We start from the raw sequence: 17331 nt of genomic DNA, 5'->3' as shown, positions 1-17331 counted from the left end.
ACGATAAGCAGAAATGATGCGCTTGGAGGAGACATATTTTGAGCACGTACATCTGGATTCTAATCATGATCGTTACTGTAATGGCGTTATATCTGCTCTTTTATACTTATTCTGTAGCAAGGGCACAGAAAGTGAAGGCCAGAAATGATTCGACTATCGATGATTCAGTTAAAGAACATCCTTATTTAAAGAACCCGATATTCGTTTCACTTCTTGTTGGAACGATTTTGGTTGCCGGTTTTATTTTGTACTATGCTTTTCAATGATCGTAAGAAGGAGATTTCAATATCATGAAATCTTCTTTTTTATTGTGAAGAATAGGCAATAGCATCAAGATCTCGCGGATAATATGATTTTGTAGTTTGGCTTTGTTCTGGACGGGTATTGAAAGACATAGGCAGAAATCCGAACCATTAGGAGAAATTCTTTTACTAGGAGATGATTGGAATGAGTAAATATTTAGTTGCATGTCTTGCCAGTGTCCTTTTATTTTTAGGAGGAGGGTTCACAGCTTCAGCGGAGGGCTTACATAGAGAGGAAGTACTATCTTTAGTACGAGCTGCAGCAGAGAATCAAGGCTCGATCAGTGAGGAAGTTCGTACGAAGGAAGAGATTGAAGGGAAGTTGGATACACATTTCACAGGTGAGTTCATCGAGAAGTTTGTTAAATCGAATGTAGTGAAAGTCGATGGCGGTTATACCGCATTCGGTTCAGACTTCGCTCCCTATTATATCCCATTTTTCAGTTACGATAAGAATACGGAAATAGTATATGGGAAAAACGGCGAGTTCATTTATGTTCAGGAGGAATTCAAAGATACAGGGGACGGACCTGTATCTATGGGAAAACATGTTGAATCAGTTACTTTAAAAAGGGAAAATGACGTTTGGAAGGTAATGGACGTAAAGTATGAAGTGAAAAAATGAAATAAGGTACTTTAAAAGAAAGTATTTCAAAATTGAAAAGTATGGAGACTAAAATGAAAAAGTCTAGAGGAGGAAAAGCTTCTCTAGACTTTTTGTTATATATTCAGTTCTTTCTTTATTTCGTCCAGTTCAAAACCAATGATGGCTTTCCCATCGATTACGACCGTTGGTGTGGAATAGGCGCCGTATTTATTCGTTAGTTCTTTACGTGCATGTCCATCTGCTTTAATATCTTTTTCTTTGTATACGATATTATTATCATCAAAGAACATTTTCATGATTTTGCAGGGAGGGCAATCAGGTTGGGTATAAAGCGTAACGTCTTTCATTTCATTCCTCCATGTATGCTTTAGGTAGGGTTTACTTTTTCATTATAGAGAATGCCAAGACATTTGAATAGGAAAAGACCTTGAAGGACCCTCCTACCTATCCTTTTCCTGCTTTACTAGATAGTCTATCAAACCCATGGAGCAAACATTTAGGTCCATGGCGATGATTTCAAAAACAGGATGATCGGTGGTGATTCCTTTTTCGCCTAAATGAATCGCGACTTCCGTGAAAATATTTTTACTGGTTGCTGCCACTTGTTCCTCAAAGCTAGCAAATTCCCTATATGCCGATTTGGCAGTCTCCACAAATTTGGGCAGCCAGTAATGAAGTTGTTTATATACTTCCTTAGGATTTTCCGATACCCCGTAATGGCCAAAATATATACGCTCGACGCCGATGCTCTCGTACAATTCCGCTGCAGCAAGCATCGCATCTGGGTTAAATTGGTTTGGTGATGTTGACGGTAAGTAAAATTCGAAACCTTCTTCATCGAGTTCACGATAATAGATGCCTACGGTGTCACCTGAAAACATGCCTTTTGAAACGGAATCGAAAATGCTTAAATGATGGTTTGCGTGTCCTGGGGTGTCATAAAAGGTCAATGAGGAATTATCACTTGTTTTTAGGGAATCCCCATCATGTTTAGTAAGCATTCTATCAAATGGTATAGGTAAAATCGGATCGAAAAGCTCGTCGAATTCTTCACCATAGACCGCTTTAGCCCCAGCGATCAAACGTGTTGGGTCTTCTAGATGCCGTGCACCTTTTGGATGGACGATCACTTTGGCATTCGGACAATGCTCTAAAAAAAGTCCGGCTCCACCTGCATGGTCCAAATGAATATGGGTAAGAATGATATATGTAATATCCTCGAGGGAGATTCCCAAATCTTCGAGCCCCTTCATTAAGTGGGGGATGGAAGGGCTGGCGGAAGTTTCGACTAAAGTGATTTCTTTATCGGCAATTACATATGTTCCTGTACGATTTTTTCTATTCAAATCAAAACCATCAATCAATGAAATGCGATAACCAAGTTCACTAATATTTCCCAATAGAATCTACCCCCAGAAAATTTTTCATGTACAAAATCCATTCCTTATTTTATTCTGTTAATAGTTCCATGTAAAGAATGAAGTTTTAAATTATTCTGAATTTATTTCAGCGTGGCTACTGGATAGAAAAGTATGGTATAGTGAAACCTATCGAAAAGGTTTTATTCAGAAAGGAGAGGGAGTATGTCTCAATTACAGGGCATCCTTACCAGATTGAAAAGTCTTCAAGAGCAAGCGAAGGAATCTGAATCTGCTCAACGTTTTTTTGAAATAGATGGTGTGAAAAAGTGCCAAGTTACATATTTCAGCAAAACAGAAATGTTCGAGCTTGAAGTATACAGTGATAAAGGGAAGTCATCAAAATATCAATTCGATAATATTGATATGATTACCATTGAAATCTTTGATCTTCTTCAATCTTAAAAAATCACAAAAAGCCGCCTTCCTTTGAAAGCGGCTTTTTTATTGTAAATGAGGCCGTTCAATTTTCACTTTTTGAATGAAGTAGTGATTTTTACGACATCTTATTAATTGGAGGGATGTAAATGAAAAATCCAATGGTAATATGCCCAGTATGCGGTGAGGAAAGGGAAATGGAAAATGTATTGACGGCACAATCCAACCAAAATGTGATTTATCAATGCCCGGAATGCGGTTTTAAACAGGTTAACATCAAAACTAGTAAGGGCTAAGGATCTCTTGCGAAAATCCCACAGTTTGGGATTTTATTGGTCTGGGAATGAGCCTTTTCTGCTTACATATGTTAAACTATAGAAAGAGCTGTATATAAAAACATATGGTAAGGGGTTTTAACATGATCGGTACTCATGATGGGGATTTATTGGAATCCAGCGTTAAAGACTTAATGATTTCTTCTGAACGCGTGGCCCACGTGCAGGTAACCAATAACTTAGAACATGCACTATTGGTATTAACAAAGAGCGGTTATACGGCCATTCCTGTGTTAGATCCGATGTATAAATTGCATGGCTTAATTAGCACACCAGTCATTCTTGATTCAATCTTGGGACTGGAACGAATTGAATTTGATAATCTTGAGAATAAAAAAGTTTCTGAAATAATGAATATAGAAATACCTCGCCTGCATATTGAAGATACATTGACTAAGGGTGTGGAATTGTTGATTGATCATCCGTTTGTCTGTGTAGAGAATGATGATCATGTATTTGAAGGTATTTTAACGAGAAGAGCAATCTTGAAAAAAGTATTTAAACAAAATGCACCTGAATAAATATGTAAGGCTGAAATTGATCGTAACTTTAAGACTCGCCAATTGGCGGGTTTTCTTTTTTTTACATATTTGATCCAGCTGGTGGTAAAATCTATAAAAGTTATTGTTTATTTGGAAAGGATGCGGAAATTGGGCCAAGCGTTGGATAGTACAAAAGTGCAGAATAAAAAATTGAAACGCCCCTTCATTTTAGCTGCCATCATGTTGGCTATGTTTATGAATGCTATTGAAGGAACGATCGTTTCGACGGCGATGCCGGCCATTGTAAGTGATTTAGGTGGTTTTTCACTTTACAGCTGGGTGTTTTCAGGTTATTTGTTAATGAACGCCGTGACAGTCCTGATATATGGAAAGCTATCGGATATTCTCGGTAGAAAACCTGTCTTATTATTTGGCATCGTTGTTTTCTTAATTGGCTCCCTTCTTTGCGGCTTTGCCAATTCCATGACGGAACTCATCATTTATCGCTTTGTACAAGGTTTTGGGGCGGGGGCTGTAGCTCCTGTAGCTTCAACGATTGTTGGTGATATCTATAAAAATGAGGAAAGGGCACGCGTTCAAGGGTACCTATCGAGCGTTTGGGGCATTTCGGCGGTCATGGGGCCAGCTTTAGGCGGCTTGCTCGTTGAATCCCTGACTTGGAAGCTTGTATTCTGGGTTAATATCCCTCTGGGCTTACTAGCCTTTATTGGAATTTGGTTTTTCCTTCATGAAAATATCGAAAAGAAAAAACGTGATATCGATTACATCGGTGCAACGCTATTGACGTTATCCATATCCACTCTTATGGTGATACTCGTAGAAGGAGGAGTAAAATGGTCATGGGCTTCAGCTCCGGTCATTTCCTTGGCATTAGTGGCGATCATCGCCTTCAGCTTATTCATTCGTCAGGAAAAGAAAGCTGCCGAACCAATGATGCCATTTGAACTCTGGCAGGAGCGCTCCATCCTGATTGCAAATCTTGTTTCATTGACTACAGGGGTTATGATGATTGGATTATCAAGTTTCCTCCCAACATTCGTACAGGGTGTGATGGAACGCTCGCCTACGGTAGCTGGTTTTACATTGACGGCCATGTCAATCGGCTGGCCGATCGCATCAATGGTTTCAGGCAGGTTATTGATGAAAATAGGATTCAAATCTACCTCCCTCCTTGGAGGGTGCTCATTGATCCTTGGGAGTTTGATCCTCGTATGGATGAAGCCAGAAGCAGGACCCCTTATTGCTGCCATGGGATCCTTCTTTGTCGGTGTTGGGATGGGATTGACTTCTACTTCATTCATTGTCGTCATTCAAAAGACCGTTAGCTGGGAACGCAGGGGTATTGCAACAGCTTCCAATATGTTCATGCGGAATTTAGGAAATACGGTAGGTGCTGCATTACTTGGAGGAATCATGAATACGAGACTTCAAGCCTATTTAAACGAGCATGCACCAGCAGGCTCGGGGGTGACGATAGATACGGCAAATATGCTGTTGAACAATGAGGAACGTATGTCGCTTCCTCAAAGTGTGGTAAAGGTTTTGCAGGAAGGACTTACATTATCTTTACAGACGATTTATCTAATTGTTCTAGTCTTCTCCGTTATCAGTTTCATATTACTTACTAGACTAAGAAAGAATAAGGAGGCAGGAGAGGGAAAGGCAGACTCATAAAAGGAGCTTGCCATTGTATGTAAAGGAAATGCGACTCGGAGTATCAATTGCCGGAAATATGATCGTCAAAGGATATTCACGCCGTTTCTTTTCCCTTGTATTATAATCGGACTTTGTTGATAATTAAATTTAAAATAAATTAAATCATCATGCTAAGAATTAATTATCAAGAGGTTGGTGTGTATGTCATTTTCGGAATTTCATTTATTATCCGTACTTGCTCAGGAAATGAATATGAGAAAAGCTGCTGAACGGTTGTTCGTTTCCCAACCGGCTTTATCACAGCGTTTACAATCAATAGAAAAGGATTGGGGTTCAAAACTGTTTCTGCGTTCACAAAAAGGGCTGTCGCTGACGCCGGCAGGTGAAGCGGTAATTCGTTTGGCCAATGAGGTTATAGAAAAAGAGGAAAAGGTCAGGGAAAGTATCCAAGCCATGGATCATGAAGTGTATGGAACTTTGAAAATAGCCTGTGCCTCGATTGTCGGTCAAAATTGGCTGCCGCAAGTATTGAAAAAGTTCGTCCAAAAATATCCGTTTGCCAAAATTTCATTAATCACTGGCTGGAGCAGTGAGATTTTAAAGTCTTTGTATGAAGGACAAGTACATATTGGCATCATAAGGGGGGCCCCGGATTGGAAAGGGGTAAAGCAGCATTTATTTACTGATATGCTTTATTTGGTGGATACTGAAATGAAGGAACTGAATCAAGTGTTCGAAACGGACAGACCATTCATTCAGTTTAAAAGCGATTCGAATTATTATCAGGAAATTCAGGACTGGTGGCATCGGCAATTTAAAACGACACCAAAAAACACCATAGTCGTGGATCAAATCGAAACATGCAAACAAATGGTGTTCAATGGTATCGGATATGCGATCCTTCCAGCCATCACATTACATGATAAAGATACGAATGTTTTTAAAATCCCTCTTCTAGATGGACATAACCACTCAATCGAACGAGATACATGGCTTTGCGGCTATGAATCTGCCTTCCAGTTAAAGCAAGTCCAAGCATTCACGGAAGTGGTGAAAGAACATATTCGCGACCAAGGAATGTTATAGACCCGCTGATGAAAATGTCAATAGGGCAGAATAATATATTAGAGTGACATTCAACTTGTCTTGCAGGCAGTTGTCTGGTAAATTTAAAACGAGTAATGATACATATTTAGGAGGTTTTTCCCGGAATGAATAAAATGGATGCGAACGAAATTATTTCTTTTATTTCAAATAGTAAAAAATCTACACCAGTAAAGGTCTATGTCAAAGGCGATTTAGAAGGCATGGATTTTGGTCCAGCTTCTAAAACTTTCATTACAGGTAATACAGGGGTTGTATTCGGTGAGTGGTCTGAAGTCGAAGAAGCAATCAAGGCAGCGGGAACAAAAATCGAGGATTATGTTGTTGAAAATGATCGTCGTAACTCTGCCATTCCTTTATTGGACCTAAAAGGCATCAAAGCCCGTATCGAGCCTGGTGCAATAATCCGTGACCAAGTATCGATCGGTGACAACGCAGTGATCATGATGGGGGCATCAATTAATATTGGCTCGGTCATTGGTGAAGGTACAATGATTGACATGAACGCAATACTTGGCGGACGTGCAACAGTGGGTAAAAACTGTCACGTGGGTGCAGGTGCAGTTTTGGCAGGTGTCATCGAGCCACCTTCGGCACAACCGGTCATTTTGGAAGACGATGTTTTAATCGGAGCTAATGCGGTCGTTCTTGAAGGTGTGAAAATCGGTCAAGGATCAGTCGTGGCAGCTGGTGCAGTTGTAACGAAAGACGTTCCGCCTTACTCCGTGGCTGCTGGTATACCGGCGAAGGTCATTAAACAAATTGATGAAAAAACCAAATCAAAAACAGAGATCATGCAAGAACTTCGTCAACTATAATTTCTTAGTGAATATTGCCTGAAGCGTGGATAATTATATCCACGCTTTCTGTATAGGGAGGGAATAATGTGAAAATAAATCCTTTTGCCGAAATCCGGCGTGATTTGCATCAAATACCGGAGATAGGATTTAAAGAATTCAAGACGCAGCAATACCTATTGAATTACATAACGAATCTGGCCCAGGAGCGAATGGAAATAGAAACCTGGCGAACAGGGATATTCGTGAAAGTGAAGGGAAGGAACCCGCGGAAAATGATTGGCTACCGGGCTGATATAGATGGTCTGCCGATAAAAGAGGAAACTGGACTGCCTTTCGCATCCAATCACGAGGAATATATGCATGCCTGCGGCCATGATTTTCATATGAGCATCGGTTTGGGTTTATTGACATATTTCACCGAAAATCCGATCGATGATGACATACTATTCATTTTCCAGCCTGCAGAAGAGGGTCCTGGCGGAGCTGAACCGATGCTTAAATCGGAAACCATGAAAAAATGGAAGCCGGATATGATCCTTGCTTTACATATTGCTCCAGAGTATCCAGTTGGAACGATTGCAGTTAAAGAAGGGCTTCTATTTGCCAATACATCTGAATTATTCATCGATTTGAGAGGGAAAGGGGGGCATGCAGCCTATCCGCATGAAACAAAAGACATGGTCATCGCAGCCTGCTCGCTTGTAGGGCAGCTGCAAACCATCGTTTCCAGGAATGTCAATCCGCTTGATTCAGCTGTCATTACAGTTGGGAAGATTACTGGAGGCACCGTTCAAAATATTATTGCGGAGACAGCGCGTTTAGAAGGCACAATACGCACCCTTAACCCCGAATCGATGGTAAAGGTCAAGTCAAGAATAAAAGCGCTTGTGGATGGGATACAAGTTGGTTATGAGTGCTTAGCAGAAATAGACTATGGTGCGATGTATCACCAGGTGTATAATGAAGAACGGTTGACCCGGGAATTCATGGAATTTACAGAGATGTCCACCGCTGTTCATTTACATCGCTGTACTGAAGCGATGACGGGTGAAGATTTTGGATATATGCTAAAAGAGATTCCTGGCTTCATGTTTTGGCTAGGGGTTTCATCGGAATACGGATTGCACCATGCTAAGTTAAGTCCTGATGAAAGCGCGATTGAACTCGCGATTAGCCATTTAACGGAATATATAACATTTAAAGGAAACGAATCTTAAAAAATGCTTTTCAGAACAGAACATGCTCTAAAGAGAGAACGAATGATGTTGGAGGGCTTATTGTGAAAAAAGAATTTGCGGTAATTGGACTTGGCCGTTTTGGAGGCAGTATAGTCAAGACATTAGCTGAAGAAGGATTAGGGGTTCTGGCTATCGATGCAGACGAAGATCGAGTGAATGAATTTGCCAGAATAGCTTCACATGCCGTGGTAGGGGATACGACGGATGAAAATGTGCTGAGAAACATAGGCATTCGTAATTTTGATCACGTCATTGTAGCGATTGGCGAGAATATTCAAGCCAGTATATTGACGACTCTCATGCTTAAGGAATTGGGTGTCGGAAATGTTACGGTAAAAGCGCAAAATGATTATCATGAGAAGGTTCTTCGAAAAATCGGGGCCGACTTTGTGGTGCACCCCGAACGGGATATGGGGAGAAGGATTGCCCATAATATCGTCTCCAATAATATTCTCGATTATTTGGAGCTTTCTGATGAACATTCCATCGTCGAAATTGTTGCAAGCCAAAAGATGAATGGAAACTCAATATTTGACCTTGATATTCGCGCTCACTATGGGTTGAATATCGTTGCGATTAAAAGAGGGAACGAAATAAATGTCTCCCCACAGGCAAGCGATTTAATTCATAAAGGTGATATATTGATTGTCATCGGAGCAGATTCAGACATCAATCGCTTTGAAAAAAAAATTGTGGAATAAGCAAGGCGTATCACAAAAAAGCCCAGCCATCAATGGCTGGGCTTTTTTATGATTATTGGACCTCCATGATGATCGGTAGGATCATAGGACGGCGTTTAGTTTTTTCATATAGGAATGGAGATAAAGTATCTGTAATTTCATTTTTAATTTCAGACCATTGTGTAGTTTTGCGATCCATCACCTTATTTAAATGCTTGGTGATCAAGGATTGAGCATCGCTGATCAGGTCTCCTGATTCTCTCATATAAACAAATCCGCGTGAGATGATGTCAGGTCCGGATGAAATTTTGAATTCCTTCATATTTATGCTGACAACGACAACCACAAGGCCTTCCTCGGAAAGAATCCGACGATCACGCAGCACGATATTACCGATATCCCCGATGCCGCTTCCATCGATATAAACCGAACCTGAAGGGATTTTACCAGCGATTTGTGCCGTGTTTTCACTTAAGGAAAGTACTTCACCATTATCCATGATAAAGCAATTTTCTTCCGGAACACCGCAATCTACTGCATGGCGGGCATGGAGTTTTTGCATCCGGTATTCACCATGGATTGGCATGAAGAATTTTGGCTTTATCAAACGAAGCATTAGTTTTTGTTCCTGCTGTCCGCCATGTCCTGATGTATGAATGTCATTCAAAGGACCTGAAATGACTTCTGCTCCAGCACGATATAATTGATTAATCGTTCTGGAAACACTGATTGTGTTACCGGGAATAGGTGAAGAAGAAAATACCACAGTATCACCAGGAATGATTTGAATTTGACGGTGAGTGCCATTCGCTATCCGCGACAGGGCTGCCATTGGTTCACCTTGGCTGCCTGTACAAAGGATGGTTACTTTATTTGCAGGCATACGATTCAATTGCTGTACATCAATAAATGTATCTTTAGGCGCTACGATATATCCAAGATCTTGGCCAATTGCTATGGCTGAATCCATGCTACGTCCAAAAACAGCTATTTTACGGCCATTAGCCACTGCTGCTTCCACAACTTGCTGAAGGCGATGGATGTTCGATGCAAACGTTGCAAAAATGATCCGGCCGTCAACCTTACGGAAAATGTCTTGAATGGTATCGCCGACACGGCTTTCGGACATAGTAAAGTTCTGCACTTCACTATTTGTGCTATCTGAGAGTAAGCACAATACGCCTTCTTTACCGATTTCAGCCATCTTGGTCAAGTTTGCAGGCTCACCCACTGGAGTGAAGTCGAATTTGAAATCACCAGTATGGACAATTTGTCCAGGTGGGGTTTTTACGACGATTCCATAAGAATCAGGGATACTGTGAGTTGTGCGGAAGAAAGAGACGGAAGTCTTCCGGAACTTGATCACTTCATCTTCACTGATTTCAATCATGTTTGTCTGACGTAAAAGGCCGTGTTCTTCCAATTTATTACGAAGTAACCCAAGAGCTAGCTTCCCGCCGTATACTGGTACATTCACTTTTCTAAGTAAATATGGAATCCCGCCAATATGGTCTTCATGGCCGTGCGTAATGAAAACACCTTTAATTTTATCTACATTTTTCTCTAAATAGCTGTAATCTGGAATCACATAGTCAATACCGAGAAGTTCATCTTCAGGAAATTTAATTCCAGCATCAATGACGATGATTTCATCTTGAAACTGAACAGCATATGTGTTCTTACCGATTTCGCCTAAACCGCCCAGGGCGAATACAGCTGTTTGATCGTTTTTTACAAATTTCATAAATTATAGCTCCAATACTTTGTAATCTTCATTTTGTTTTTCATATTCTAAATATGCTCCAGTTACCGGTAGTACGATTTCTACGTTATAAGGTTCATTTTTTAATTTTAAACGGACGTCACGAACGGATTCACCTTCGATAAACACTGTTTTAGTATTCTCCCTGATGGGAACCTCTGCTATGGTTACTTGATAGTATACCTTAAAAACCATTTTAATCTCTCCTCACTTGTTTGCATTGCTTTTTTCATTATATATAAAAACAACAATTTTTTCATGTTTTTCAACATCATGTAAAAATAAACCCAGCTCCGCCATAAAAACGGAAGGGGTTTTGATGAATTAAATATACCAATGTCTAAAAAGTATATAAAAAAATAGATGGCCGATTCGGGTATCAATCCAATTGTAGCTTCCTCTATCTTATATCCTATCCGTTTTTACTATGTGTGAAACTTAAATCGATAAAGAAAAGTTTCTGCCGGCTTGTTTTTATGCAAAAAACGGTTACTCACTTTATCTAATTTAAATGGGGTCTTTTTTCGTAAACGATTTCTTTCTTAATTAATATAGTACCACTGGGTACAGCGTTTCATGAACAGACAACGACTCATATTTTGATTGAATATGTATTCACCTGGCCATATCTAGCCAAGATAGAAAGAATGCTTAACAAGAACTTTACAACAAGGAAGAAGCCCTCCGCAAGTTTTTGAAGGGCTGTCCGAAAAAAATTCGCATTTGGATGACGGCCAAGGCAGGATATGAGTGGCAGATCATGCGATAGATTTTTTTCTTAAAAGATCATTCCACTGTTTAACAAGCTTTTTACGAAGCTTTTTTAACATGGCGATCACGCTCCCTTAGTTATTATTGTATAGGATTATTCAATAATGTAAATATGTCTTTACAAGTACTTGGCCCATTTTTGAAAAAAAAGGCTCATTCTTACAGGTGACTGTGAATTTAGGGGCAAGAAGGACGGAGAAGTGTAATTTGGAAAACCTGAGTTGAGTTCTATTAGGAATAGTATATGCTCATTCGTGAATAAAAAACGTAACTTTGAGGGAAATCCGCTAGAGTTACTTGACTTATCTTGATGACAATTATTAAATGGGTACATATTAAAAATGAATGAATTGGAAGTGAATCGTTAGTGAAAATCGTATTTTTTGATATTGACGGAACATTGCTCGATCATGAAAAAAAGTTACCTGCTTCAACGAAAAAAGCCATAAAGCAACTACAGGATAGCGGGGTTTTTGTAGCGATTGCCACAGGAAGGGCTCCATTCATGTTCGAGTCTTTAAGGGAAGAGCTTGGCATTGATACATTCGTAAGTTTCAATGGACAATACGTTGTTTTTGAAGGGAAAGTGGTTTATAAAAACCCTTTGAGCATACCTGAGATAAAGCGGCTTCACGAACATGCTGAAAATAATCAAATACCGATCGTTTTCATGAATGAGGAGACAATGAAATCGAGTGTTCCACATCATGGCAGAATTGAAGAAGCTTTAAGCACCTTGAAGTTTCCACACCCTGAACATGTGGCAGACTTTTATGAGGACAATGAAATATACCAAGCCTTATTATTCTGCTCGGAAGATGAAGAAGGGAACTATGTTGGGAAATATGATGACTTTCACTTTATTAGATGGCATGAATACTCGACGGATGTACTTCCATTCGGGGGGTCAAAAGCAGAAGGCATTAAAATATTAATGGAAAAAGTCGGGTTTGCTCTAGAGGATGTTTACGCCTTTGGAGATGGCTTAAATGATATAGAAATGTTAAAAGTAGCGGGATATGGCGTGGCAATGGGGAATGCCGGTCAACTTGTGAAACAAGAGGCCGACTTTGTAACGAAGGATGTCGATGATGATGGCATACTTTTTGGTTTGAAGGAACTTGAACTGATTTAAAAACAAAAACTCCCGTCAACCAACAAGACGGGAGTTTTTGTCGCTTATTACGTTACCTTTCCACCGCAATGGAATTTTCCGGAACGGCATAGGGGTCTTCCTGATTGATATGATCATAAAACATGATTCCATTTAGATGGTCGATTTCATGTTGAAAGCAAATGGCTGCGGTGCCTTTTAGGCGGAGTTGAACCGATTTCCCTTCCAGGTCAGTACCCACGACGGTTATTCGAGCATAACGTGGTACATAGCCGGAAACGGGGCGATTAACGGAAAGACAGCCTTCTCCGCTTGTCAAGTAAGCTTTTTCCACTGAATGGCTAATGAGTTTAGGGTTGAAAAGTGCATAGCTATACAGTTGATCATCTTTTTCTTTCAAATGAACCGCAATCATCCTTTTTGAAACATTCACCTGTGGTGCAGCCAAGCCAATTCCCGCCCTTAACCCGTATAGAGCAGCAATATCGGGCTTCTGGCTGTTTTGGACATATTCCATCAAGCTGGCTAAAAGTTGCTTATCTTCATATGATGCCGGAAGCGGAACCTCTACCGCGACTTGCCTTAAGATTGGATCGTCTTCATTAACAAAATCATCCATGGTAAGCATAATCTTTCACCCCATAAAATTTCTTATAATATGTATAGGTTATTTTAACAAAAAAAATGCTGAAAGTTAATGGATAGTCTAATGAAAGAAAAATGGAAGGGATGGAATCAAGTCGATTAATTCCTATCCCAGCCATAATTTTATTTACGTGTTAAAGTCTATTAAAAAAATAAATCATTTTTTGTGAATCAGGGTGAATAGTTAACATTTTCGGGTAAAGGTAATAGTAATTATCTGTTTAGCATAAGCACGCGCCGACAATGATTAGCAAAATGAACAGGACAATGATTATGGCAAAGCCGCTTCCAAAGCCTCCACAACATTGGTCACCATAACCAAAGCTGGGTGCAACGGAAACCGGATAACAACATTCCTGGTTGTAACCTCCATACATAATTTCATACCTCCGTTTTTGTTTTATTAAAATGTTGACCACTCTGATTTGAAACGGTCCCTACAGCCTATGCAGTATGGTTTAAAGGGTGTAGGCTAACGCCCAGTAATGATAAATTCATGTTCGGAATAAGATTAGTGCAAGTGTCCGTGCATAAACAGAAATTTAAAGAAATATGAAACTTCAAGAACTATCAGAAGGAGCTGTCTATGTTGAAGAGTTTTGGTCCATATGTTATTTTACTTCTTTCATTAGTGATCTTGACCGGTTGTTTTAACGGTTCACCTGAAGAAAAGATCCACAAGATCCTGGAGAAAACTGCTGAAAAGGAAAGTAATTTCACCGAGCATCGAGAGCCGCTTAATGATTTGGAGAAAAAGGAAAAAGAAAAGTATGAGAAAATAATTGAACTTGGATTGGATGAGTATGAACAAATCGTCGAGATTTCAGATGAAGCAACCAAGAATATCGACCAACGGGAGGAAATAATAGAAAAGGAACAAAGCAGTATGCAATCCTCAAAAGAACAATTCAATAAGATAGGTGAACAAATCGGGAAAATAGAGGATGAAAAAGTTAAAAAAGAAGCGACTGAATTGAAAAAGATCATGAGTGAGCGTTATAGCACCTACGACAATTTGTATGATGCCTATCAACAAAGTCTGGCTTATGATCGTGAATTATATGAACTGTTTAAAAAAGAGGATTTGAAAATGGATGAATTACAAGGGCAAATCAAGAAAATCAATACCTCTTATGGAAAAGTTTTGAAGGCGAATGAACAATTTAATGCATTAACGGAAAAATCCAATCAAAAAAAAGAGAGTTTTTATGATAGTTCCGGCATAGAAATGGCTGATTCTACAAAATAATATAATAATGATGGGCTGTGATCCTCAATCACAGCTCATTTTTTGTGCATCCAGTTCATTTATAGACTAAAAAATTTTAGAATAGTTATTTTGTCGAAACAAGTGAATGTAAAATTTTCAGTACCTGTACTAAAAAAAAACGTTAATAGAAAATCAAACAGCTGACTGATATGAAAGCGTTTGAATATTTTTTCGTAATATTATCTTAATGGCTCAAATGCCTCTAGTTAATGCGGTTTTGGAATCGATGGGATCGACGGGGGATTTGAAATATTATTCGTCGTCATCCCTAAAATGATAAATACGGGAAATTTAATAGTACAGTCGTAAAACGAAAACTAATACAGAGAAGAAGTTTTAGTGTTGGAAATTCTATAAAATCAAAAAAATAAGGAACTCCAAGTGATTGACTTGATGTTAATTCATCTTGTAAACTTAATCTATAAAAGTTCTTGTATCATTTTCCTTGATTTTTTTTATGGTACAGAATAAGATTGAGACATATTAAGCATATCCACGTTTGAGGGATTGGTCTTAAGGGAAAAATAAAAGAATGTATTGTTGAAGAAACTAAAAAGCAAACTATTTTTGCTTTATAGAATAATAATAGCAAACCTTTTTAATGAAAGGATGAGGTGCCAAAATGGCTCAAAAAACTAAACAAGCTAAAATTAATGTTCAAGATCAGCTTAAGAAAGTGGAAGATCAATTTGAAACTTTTCAAATTTTAAATGAAGAGGGAGAAGTCGTTAACGCAGCGGCAATGCCTGATTTAAGTGATGAACAACTGCAAGAATTAATGCGTCGTATGGTTTATACCCGCATCTTGGATCAACGTTCTATATCACTGAACCGCCAAGGCAGATTAGGGTTCTATGCACCGACTGCCGGTCAAGAAGCTTCTCAAATCGCTTCACAGTATGCTTTGGAAAAAGAGGATTTCATTCTTCCTGGTTACCGTGATGTGCCGCAAATCGTTTGGCACGGCCTGCCGCTTTGGCAAGCATTCCTATTCTCCCGTGGACATTTCAAGGGAAATCAAATTCCTGAAGACGTCAATGTCATTTCGCCTCAAATCATTATCGGCGCTCAATATATCCAAGCTGCCGGAGTGGCTCTTGGATTGAAGAAACGCGGAAAAAAAGCTGTAGCCATCACATATACGGGTGACGGTGGAACATCTCAAGGTGACTTCTATGAGGGTATTAACTTTGCAGGTGCATTTAAAGCGCCAGCTATCTTCATCGTGCAAAATAACCGTTTTGCAATCTCGACTCCTGTTGAATTGCAATCAGCATCGAAAACTTTAGCCCAAAAGGGTGTGGCTGCAGGTATTCCTGGCATCCAGGTTGATGGTATGGATGCGTTGGCCGTTTATACAGTTGTTAAAGAAGCACGTGAACGTGCAATTAATGGTGAAGGTCCTACATTGATCGAAACATTAACTTACCGATATGGACCACATACGATGGCTGGGGATGACCCGACACGTTACCGTACTTCCGATATGGATAATGAGTGGGAACTGAAAGATCCATTGGTTCGTTTCCGCAAGTTCTTGGAAAACAAAAAACTTTGGAATGAAGAATTAGAGAACGAAACAATAGAAAAAGCAAAAGACGATATTAAAGAAGCAATCAAAAAGGCTGATGCAGAACCTAAGCAAAAGGTTACAGACCTTATTGAGAACATGTATGAAGAAATGCCTTATAACTTAAAAGAACAATATGAAATTTATAAAGAGAAGGAGTCGAAGTAAGCCATGGCTCAATTGACGATGATTCAAGCAATTACAGAAGCATTACGTACAGAACTTAAAAATGACGAGAATGTACTCGTTTTTGGAGAAGATGTTGGTCTTAATGGGGGAGTTTTCCGTGCAACGGAAAATCTTCAAAAAGAATTCGGTGAAGATCGTGTATTCGATACACCACTTGCTGAATCTGGAATCGGTGGATTAGCGGTTGGTCTTTCTTTACAAGGTTTCCGTCCTGTTCCTGAAATTCAATTCTTCGGGTTTATATATGAAGTAATGGATTCCGTAAGCGGTCAGCTTGCTCGTATGCGCTACCGTTCAGGAGGACGTTACAGTGCGCCGGTTACAATTCGCTCACCTTTTGGAGGCGGAGTGCACACTCCGGAAATGCACGCTGATAGCTTAGAAGGTTTAATGGCTCAGCAACCAGGGTTAAAAGTAGTAATCCCTTCCACTCCTTACGATGCAAAAGGCTTATTGATTTCAGCGATTCGTGATAATGACCCAGTCATTTTCCTTGAGCACATGAAATTGTACCGCTCATTCCGTCAGGAAGTTCCTGAAGAGGAATATACAATTCCATTAGGAAAAGCGGATGTGAAGAGAGAAGGAACGGATTTATCCATTATTACGTATGGTGCGATGGTACAGGAATCCATCAAGGCAGCTGAAGAATTGGCTAAGGATGGTCATTCCGTCGAAGTGGTCGACTTACGGACTGTATCTCCATTGGATATTGATACAATCATTGCTTCTGTAGAAAAAACTGGACGTGCTATCGTTGTTCAAGAAGCCCAAAAGCAAGCTGGTATAGCAGCGAATGTTGTCGCTGAAATTAACGAACGTGCCATTTTGAGCTTGGACGCTCCAGTACTGCGAGTGGCTGCTGCTGATACGGTATTCCCGTTTTCACAAGCTGAAACAGTATGGCTCCCTAATTATAAAGACATTATTGAAACGGCAACTAAAGTCTTGAAGTTTTAACAATCTTAAGTAATGGGAATGAACGTCCT

Annotated in this window: 20 protein-coding genes; 14 read left to right on the top strand and 6 right to left on the bottom strand. The window is 39.6% G+C overall.

What is annotated here, in order from left to right; all coding sequences use genetic code 11:
• Nucleotides 1–38: 38 nt before the first annotated feature.
• Together QUF94_RS19590 and QUF94_RS19585 are read left to right on the top strand one after the other, a co-directional pair.
• On the top strand, nt 39–266 hold the full coding sequence (locus QUF94_RS19590) for a hypothetical protein (protein WP_289317300.1): 228 nt from the start codon (nt 39–41) through the stop codon (nt 264–266).
• A gap of 181 nt (nt 267–447) precedes the next feature.
• A complete protein-coding gene (locus QUF94_RS19585; protein ID WP_289317299.1) occupies nt 448–927 on the top strand; it encodes a DUF3993 domain-containing protein in 480 nt (159 codons plus the stop codon).
• Between the two features lie 95 nt (nt 928–1022).
• Here the strand turns inward: QUF94_RS19585 and QUF94_RS19580 are convergent, their stop codons facing one another.
• Complete coding sequence (locus QUF94_RS19580) at nt 1023–1256, bottom strand: glutaredoxin family protein (RefSeq protein ID WP_034314090.1); 234 nt, start codon at nt 1254–1256, stop codon at nt 1023–1025.
• A 93-nt stretch (nt 1257–1349) separates the two neighbouring features.
• Nucleotides 1350–2309, bottom strand: a complete 960-nt coding sequence (locus QUF94_RS19575; RefSeq protein WP_289317298.1) for an MBL fold metallo-hydrolase — start codon at nt 2307–2309, stop codon at nt 1350–1352.
• A 183-nt stretch (nt 2310–2492) separates the two neighbouring features.
• Here QUF94_RS19575 and QUF94_RS19570 point away from each other — a divergent pair, with 183 nt between their 5' ends.
• From QUF94_RS19570 to QUF94_RS19535, 8 genes are all read left to right on the top strand, one after another.
• Nucleotides 2493–2732 carry a YkuJ family protein gene (locus tag QUF94_RS19570; protein WP_034314086.1) on the top strand — a complete coding sequence of 80 codons (240 nt, stop codon included), beginning with the start codon at nt 2493–2495 and terminating at the stop codon, nt 2730–2732.
• 122 nt (nt 2733–2854) lie between these two features.
• Complete coding sequence (locus QUF94_RS19565) at nt 2855–3001, top strand: hypothetical protein (protein WP_089362373.1); 147 nt, start codon at nt 2855–2857, stop codon at nt 2999–3001.
• Nucleotides 3002–3123: 122 nt separating this feature from the next.
• On the top strand, nt 3124–3561 hold the full coding sequence (gene cbpB, locus QUF94_RS19560; protein WP_289317297.1) for a cyclic-di-AMP-binding protein CbpB: 438 nt from the start codon (nt 3124–3126) through the stop codon (nt 3559–3561).
• 120 nt (nt 3562–3681) lie between these two features.
• On the top strand, nt 3682–5217 hold the full coding sequence (locus tag QUF94_RS19555; protein ID WP_289318443.1) for an MDR family MFS transporter: 1536 nt from the start codon (nt 3682–3684) through the stop codon (nt 5215–5217).
• 183 nt (nt 5218–5400) lie between these two features.
• Complete coding sequence (locus tag QUF94_RS19550) at nt 5401–6285, top strand: transcriptional regulator CcpC (RefSeq protein ID WP_289317296.1); 885 nt, start codon at nt 5401–5403, stop codon at nt 6283–6285.
• Between the two features lie 125 nt (nt 6286–6410).
• Nucleotides 6411–7121, top strand: coding sequence for a 2,3,4,5-tetrahydropyridine-2,6-dicarboxylate N-acetyltransferase (dapD, locus tag QUF94_RS19545; protein ID WP_289317295.1), 711 nt, complete (start codon nt 6411–6413; stop codon nt 7119–7121).
• Between the two features lie 74 nt (nt 7122–7195).
• Nucleotides 7196–8320: an N-acetyldiaminopimelate deacetylase gene (locus QUF94_RS19540; protein ID WP_289318442.1), complete on the top strand. Its 1125-nt coding sequence runs from the start codon at nt 7196–7198 to the stop codon at nt 8318–8320.
• Nucleotides 8321–8382: 62 nt separating this feature from the next.
• Complete coding sequence (locus QUF94_RS19535) at nt 8383–9042, top strand: potassium channel family protein (protein ID WP_063231996.1); 660 nt, start codon at nt 8383–8385, stop codon at nt 9040–9042.
• 52 nt (nt 9043–9094) lie between these two features.
• Here QUF94_RS19535 and rnjA read toward each other — a convergent pair whose 3' ends face one another.
• Together rnjA and QUF94_RS19525 are read right to left on the bottom strand one after the other, a co-directional pair.
• A complete protein-coding gene (rnjA, locus tag QUF94_RS19530; RefSeq protein ID WP_289317294.1) occupies nt 9095–10765 on the bottom strand; it encodes a ribonuclease J1 in 1671 nt (556 codons plus the stop codon).
• A 3-nt stretch (nt 10766–10768) separates the two neighbouring features.
• Complete coding sequence (locus tag QUF94_RS19525; RefSeq protein WP_289317293.1) at nt 10769–10978, bottom strand: DNA-dependent RNA polymerase subunit epsilon; 210 nt, start codon at nt 10976–10978, stop codon at nt 10769–10771.
• 943 nt (nt 10979–11921) lie between these two features.
• Between QUF94_RS19525 and QUF94_RS19520 the strand changes: the two genes are divergently transcribed.
• Nucleotides 11922–12689 carry a Cof-type HAD-IIB family hydrolase gene (locus QUF94_RS19520; protein ID WP_289317292.1) on the top strand — a complete coding sequence of 256 codons (768 nt, stop codon included), beginning with the start codon at nt 11922–11924 and terminating at the stop codon, nt 12687–12689.
• 52 nt (nt 12690–12741) lie between these two features.
• Here QUF94_RS19520 and def read toward each other — a convergent pair whose 3' ends face one another.
• Together def and QUF94_RS19510 are read right to left on the bottom strand one after the other, a co-directional pair.
• A complete protein-coding gene (gene def / locus QUF94_RS19515) occupies nt 12742–13296 on the bottom strand; it encodes a peptide deformylase (protein ID WP_289317291.1) in 555 nt (184 codons plus the stop codon).
• A 238-nt stretch (nt 13297–13534) separates the two neighbouring features.
• Nucleotides 13535–13690, bottom strand: coding sequence for a YjcZ family sporulation protein (locus tag QUF94_RS19510; RefSeq protein WP_289317290.1), 156 nt, complete (start codon nt 13688–13690; stop codon nt 13535–13537).
• A gap of 209 nt (nt 13691–13899) precedes the next feature.
• Here QUF94_RS19510 and QUF94_RS19505 point away from each other — a divergent pair, with 209 nt between their 5' ends.
• The 3 genes from QUF94_RS19505 (at nt 13900) to QUF94_RS19495 (ending at nt 17302) form a co-directional block, all read left to right on the top strand.
• Entirely contained in the window at nt 13900–14562 is a 663-nt protein-coding gene (locus QUF94_RS19505; protein ID WP_289317289.1) for a YkyA family protein, read from the top strand.
• 643 nt (nt 14563–15205) lie between these two features.
• Nucleotides 15206–16321 carry a pyruvate dehydrogenase (acetyl-transferring) E1 component subunit alpha gene (gene pdhA / locus QUF94_RS19500; RefSeq protein WP_289317288.1) on the top strand — a complete coding sequence of 372 codons (1116 nt, stop codon included), beginning with the start codon at nt 15206–15208 and terminating at the stop codon, nt 16319–16321.
• 3 nt (nt 16322–16324) lie between these two features.
• Nucleotides 16325–17302, top strand: coding sequence for an alpha-ketoacid dehydrogenase subunit beta (locus tag QUF94_RS19495; protein ID WP_251427584.1), 978 nt, complete (start codon nt 16325–16327; stop codon nt 17300–17302).
• Nucleotides 17303–17331: the final 29 nt, after the last annotated feature.

Origin of the sequence: Peribacillus sp. NJ4, assembly GCF_030348345.1 — a bacterium.
Lineage (GTDB): Bacteria > Bacillota > Bacilli > Bacillales > DSM-1321 > Peribacillus.
The sequence above is the reverse complement of the archived record's forward strand: the minus strand, read 5'-3'. Positions and strand labels throughout refer to the sequence as shown.

Bases quoted from the DNA above. Each gene is read 5' to 3' on its own strand.
- QUF94_RS19505 (WP_289317289.1), top strand. From the start codon at position 13,900: ATGTTGAAGAGTTTTGGTCCATATGTTATTTTACTTCTTTCATTAGTG.
- QUF94_RS19525 (WP_289317293.1), bottom strand. From the start codon at position 10,978: ATGGTTTTTAAGGTATACTATCAAGTAACCATAGCAGAGGTTCCCATC.
- dapD (WP_289317295.1), top strand. From the start codon at position 6,411: ATGAATAAAATGGATGCGAACGAAATTATTTCTTTTATTTCAAATAGT.
- QUF94_RS19550 (WP_289317296.1), top strand. From the start codon at position 5,401: ATGTCATTTTCGGAATTTCATTTATTATCCGTACTTGCTCAGGAAATG.
- QUF94_RS19585 (WP_289317299.1), top strand. From the start codon at position 448: ATGAGTAAATATTTAGTTGCATGTCTTGCCAGTGTCCTTTTATTTTTA.
- cbpB (WP_289317297.1), top strand. From the start codon at position 3,124: ATGATCGGTACTCATGATGGGGATTTATTGGAATCCAGCGTTAAAGAC.
- QUF94_RS19570 (WP_034314086.1), top strand. From the start codon at position 2,493: ATGTCTCAATTACAGGGCATCCTTACCAGATTGAAAAGTCTTCAAGAG.
- def (WP_289317291.1), bottom strand. From the start codon at position 13,296: ATGCTTACCATGGATGATTTTGTTAATGAAGACGATCCAATCTTAAGG.
- QUF94_RS19495 (WP_251427584.1), top strand. From the start codon at position 16,325: ATGGCTCAATTGACGATGATTCAAGCAATTACAGAAGCATTACGTACA.
- QUF94_RS19510 (WP_289317290.1), bottom strand. From the start codon at position 13,690: ATGTATGGAGGTTACAACCAGGAATGTTGTTATCCGGTTTCCGTTGCA.
- pdhA (WP_289317288.1), top strand. From the start codon at position 15,206: ATGGCTCAAAAAACTAAACAAGCTAAAATTAATGTTCAAGATCAGCTT.
- rnjA (WP_289317294.1), bottom strand. From the start codon at position 10,765: ATGAAATTTGTAAAAAACGATCAAACAGCTGTATTCGCCCTGGGCGGT.
- QUF94_RS19565 (WP_089362373.1), top strand. From the start codon at position 2,855: ATGAAAAATCCAATGGTAATATGCCCAGTATGCGGTGAGGAAAGGGAA.
- QUF94_RS19555 (WP_289318443.1), top strand. From the start codon at position 3,682: ATGCGGAAATTGGGCCAAGCGTTGGATAGTACAAAAGTGCAGAATAAA.
- QUF94_RS19580 (WP_034314090.1), bottom strand. From the start codon at position 1,256: ATGAAAGACGTTACGCTTTATACCCAACCTGATTGCCCTCCCTGCAAA.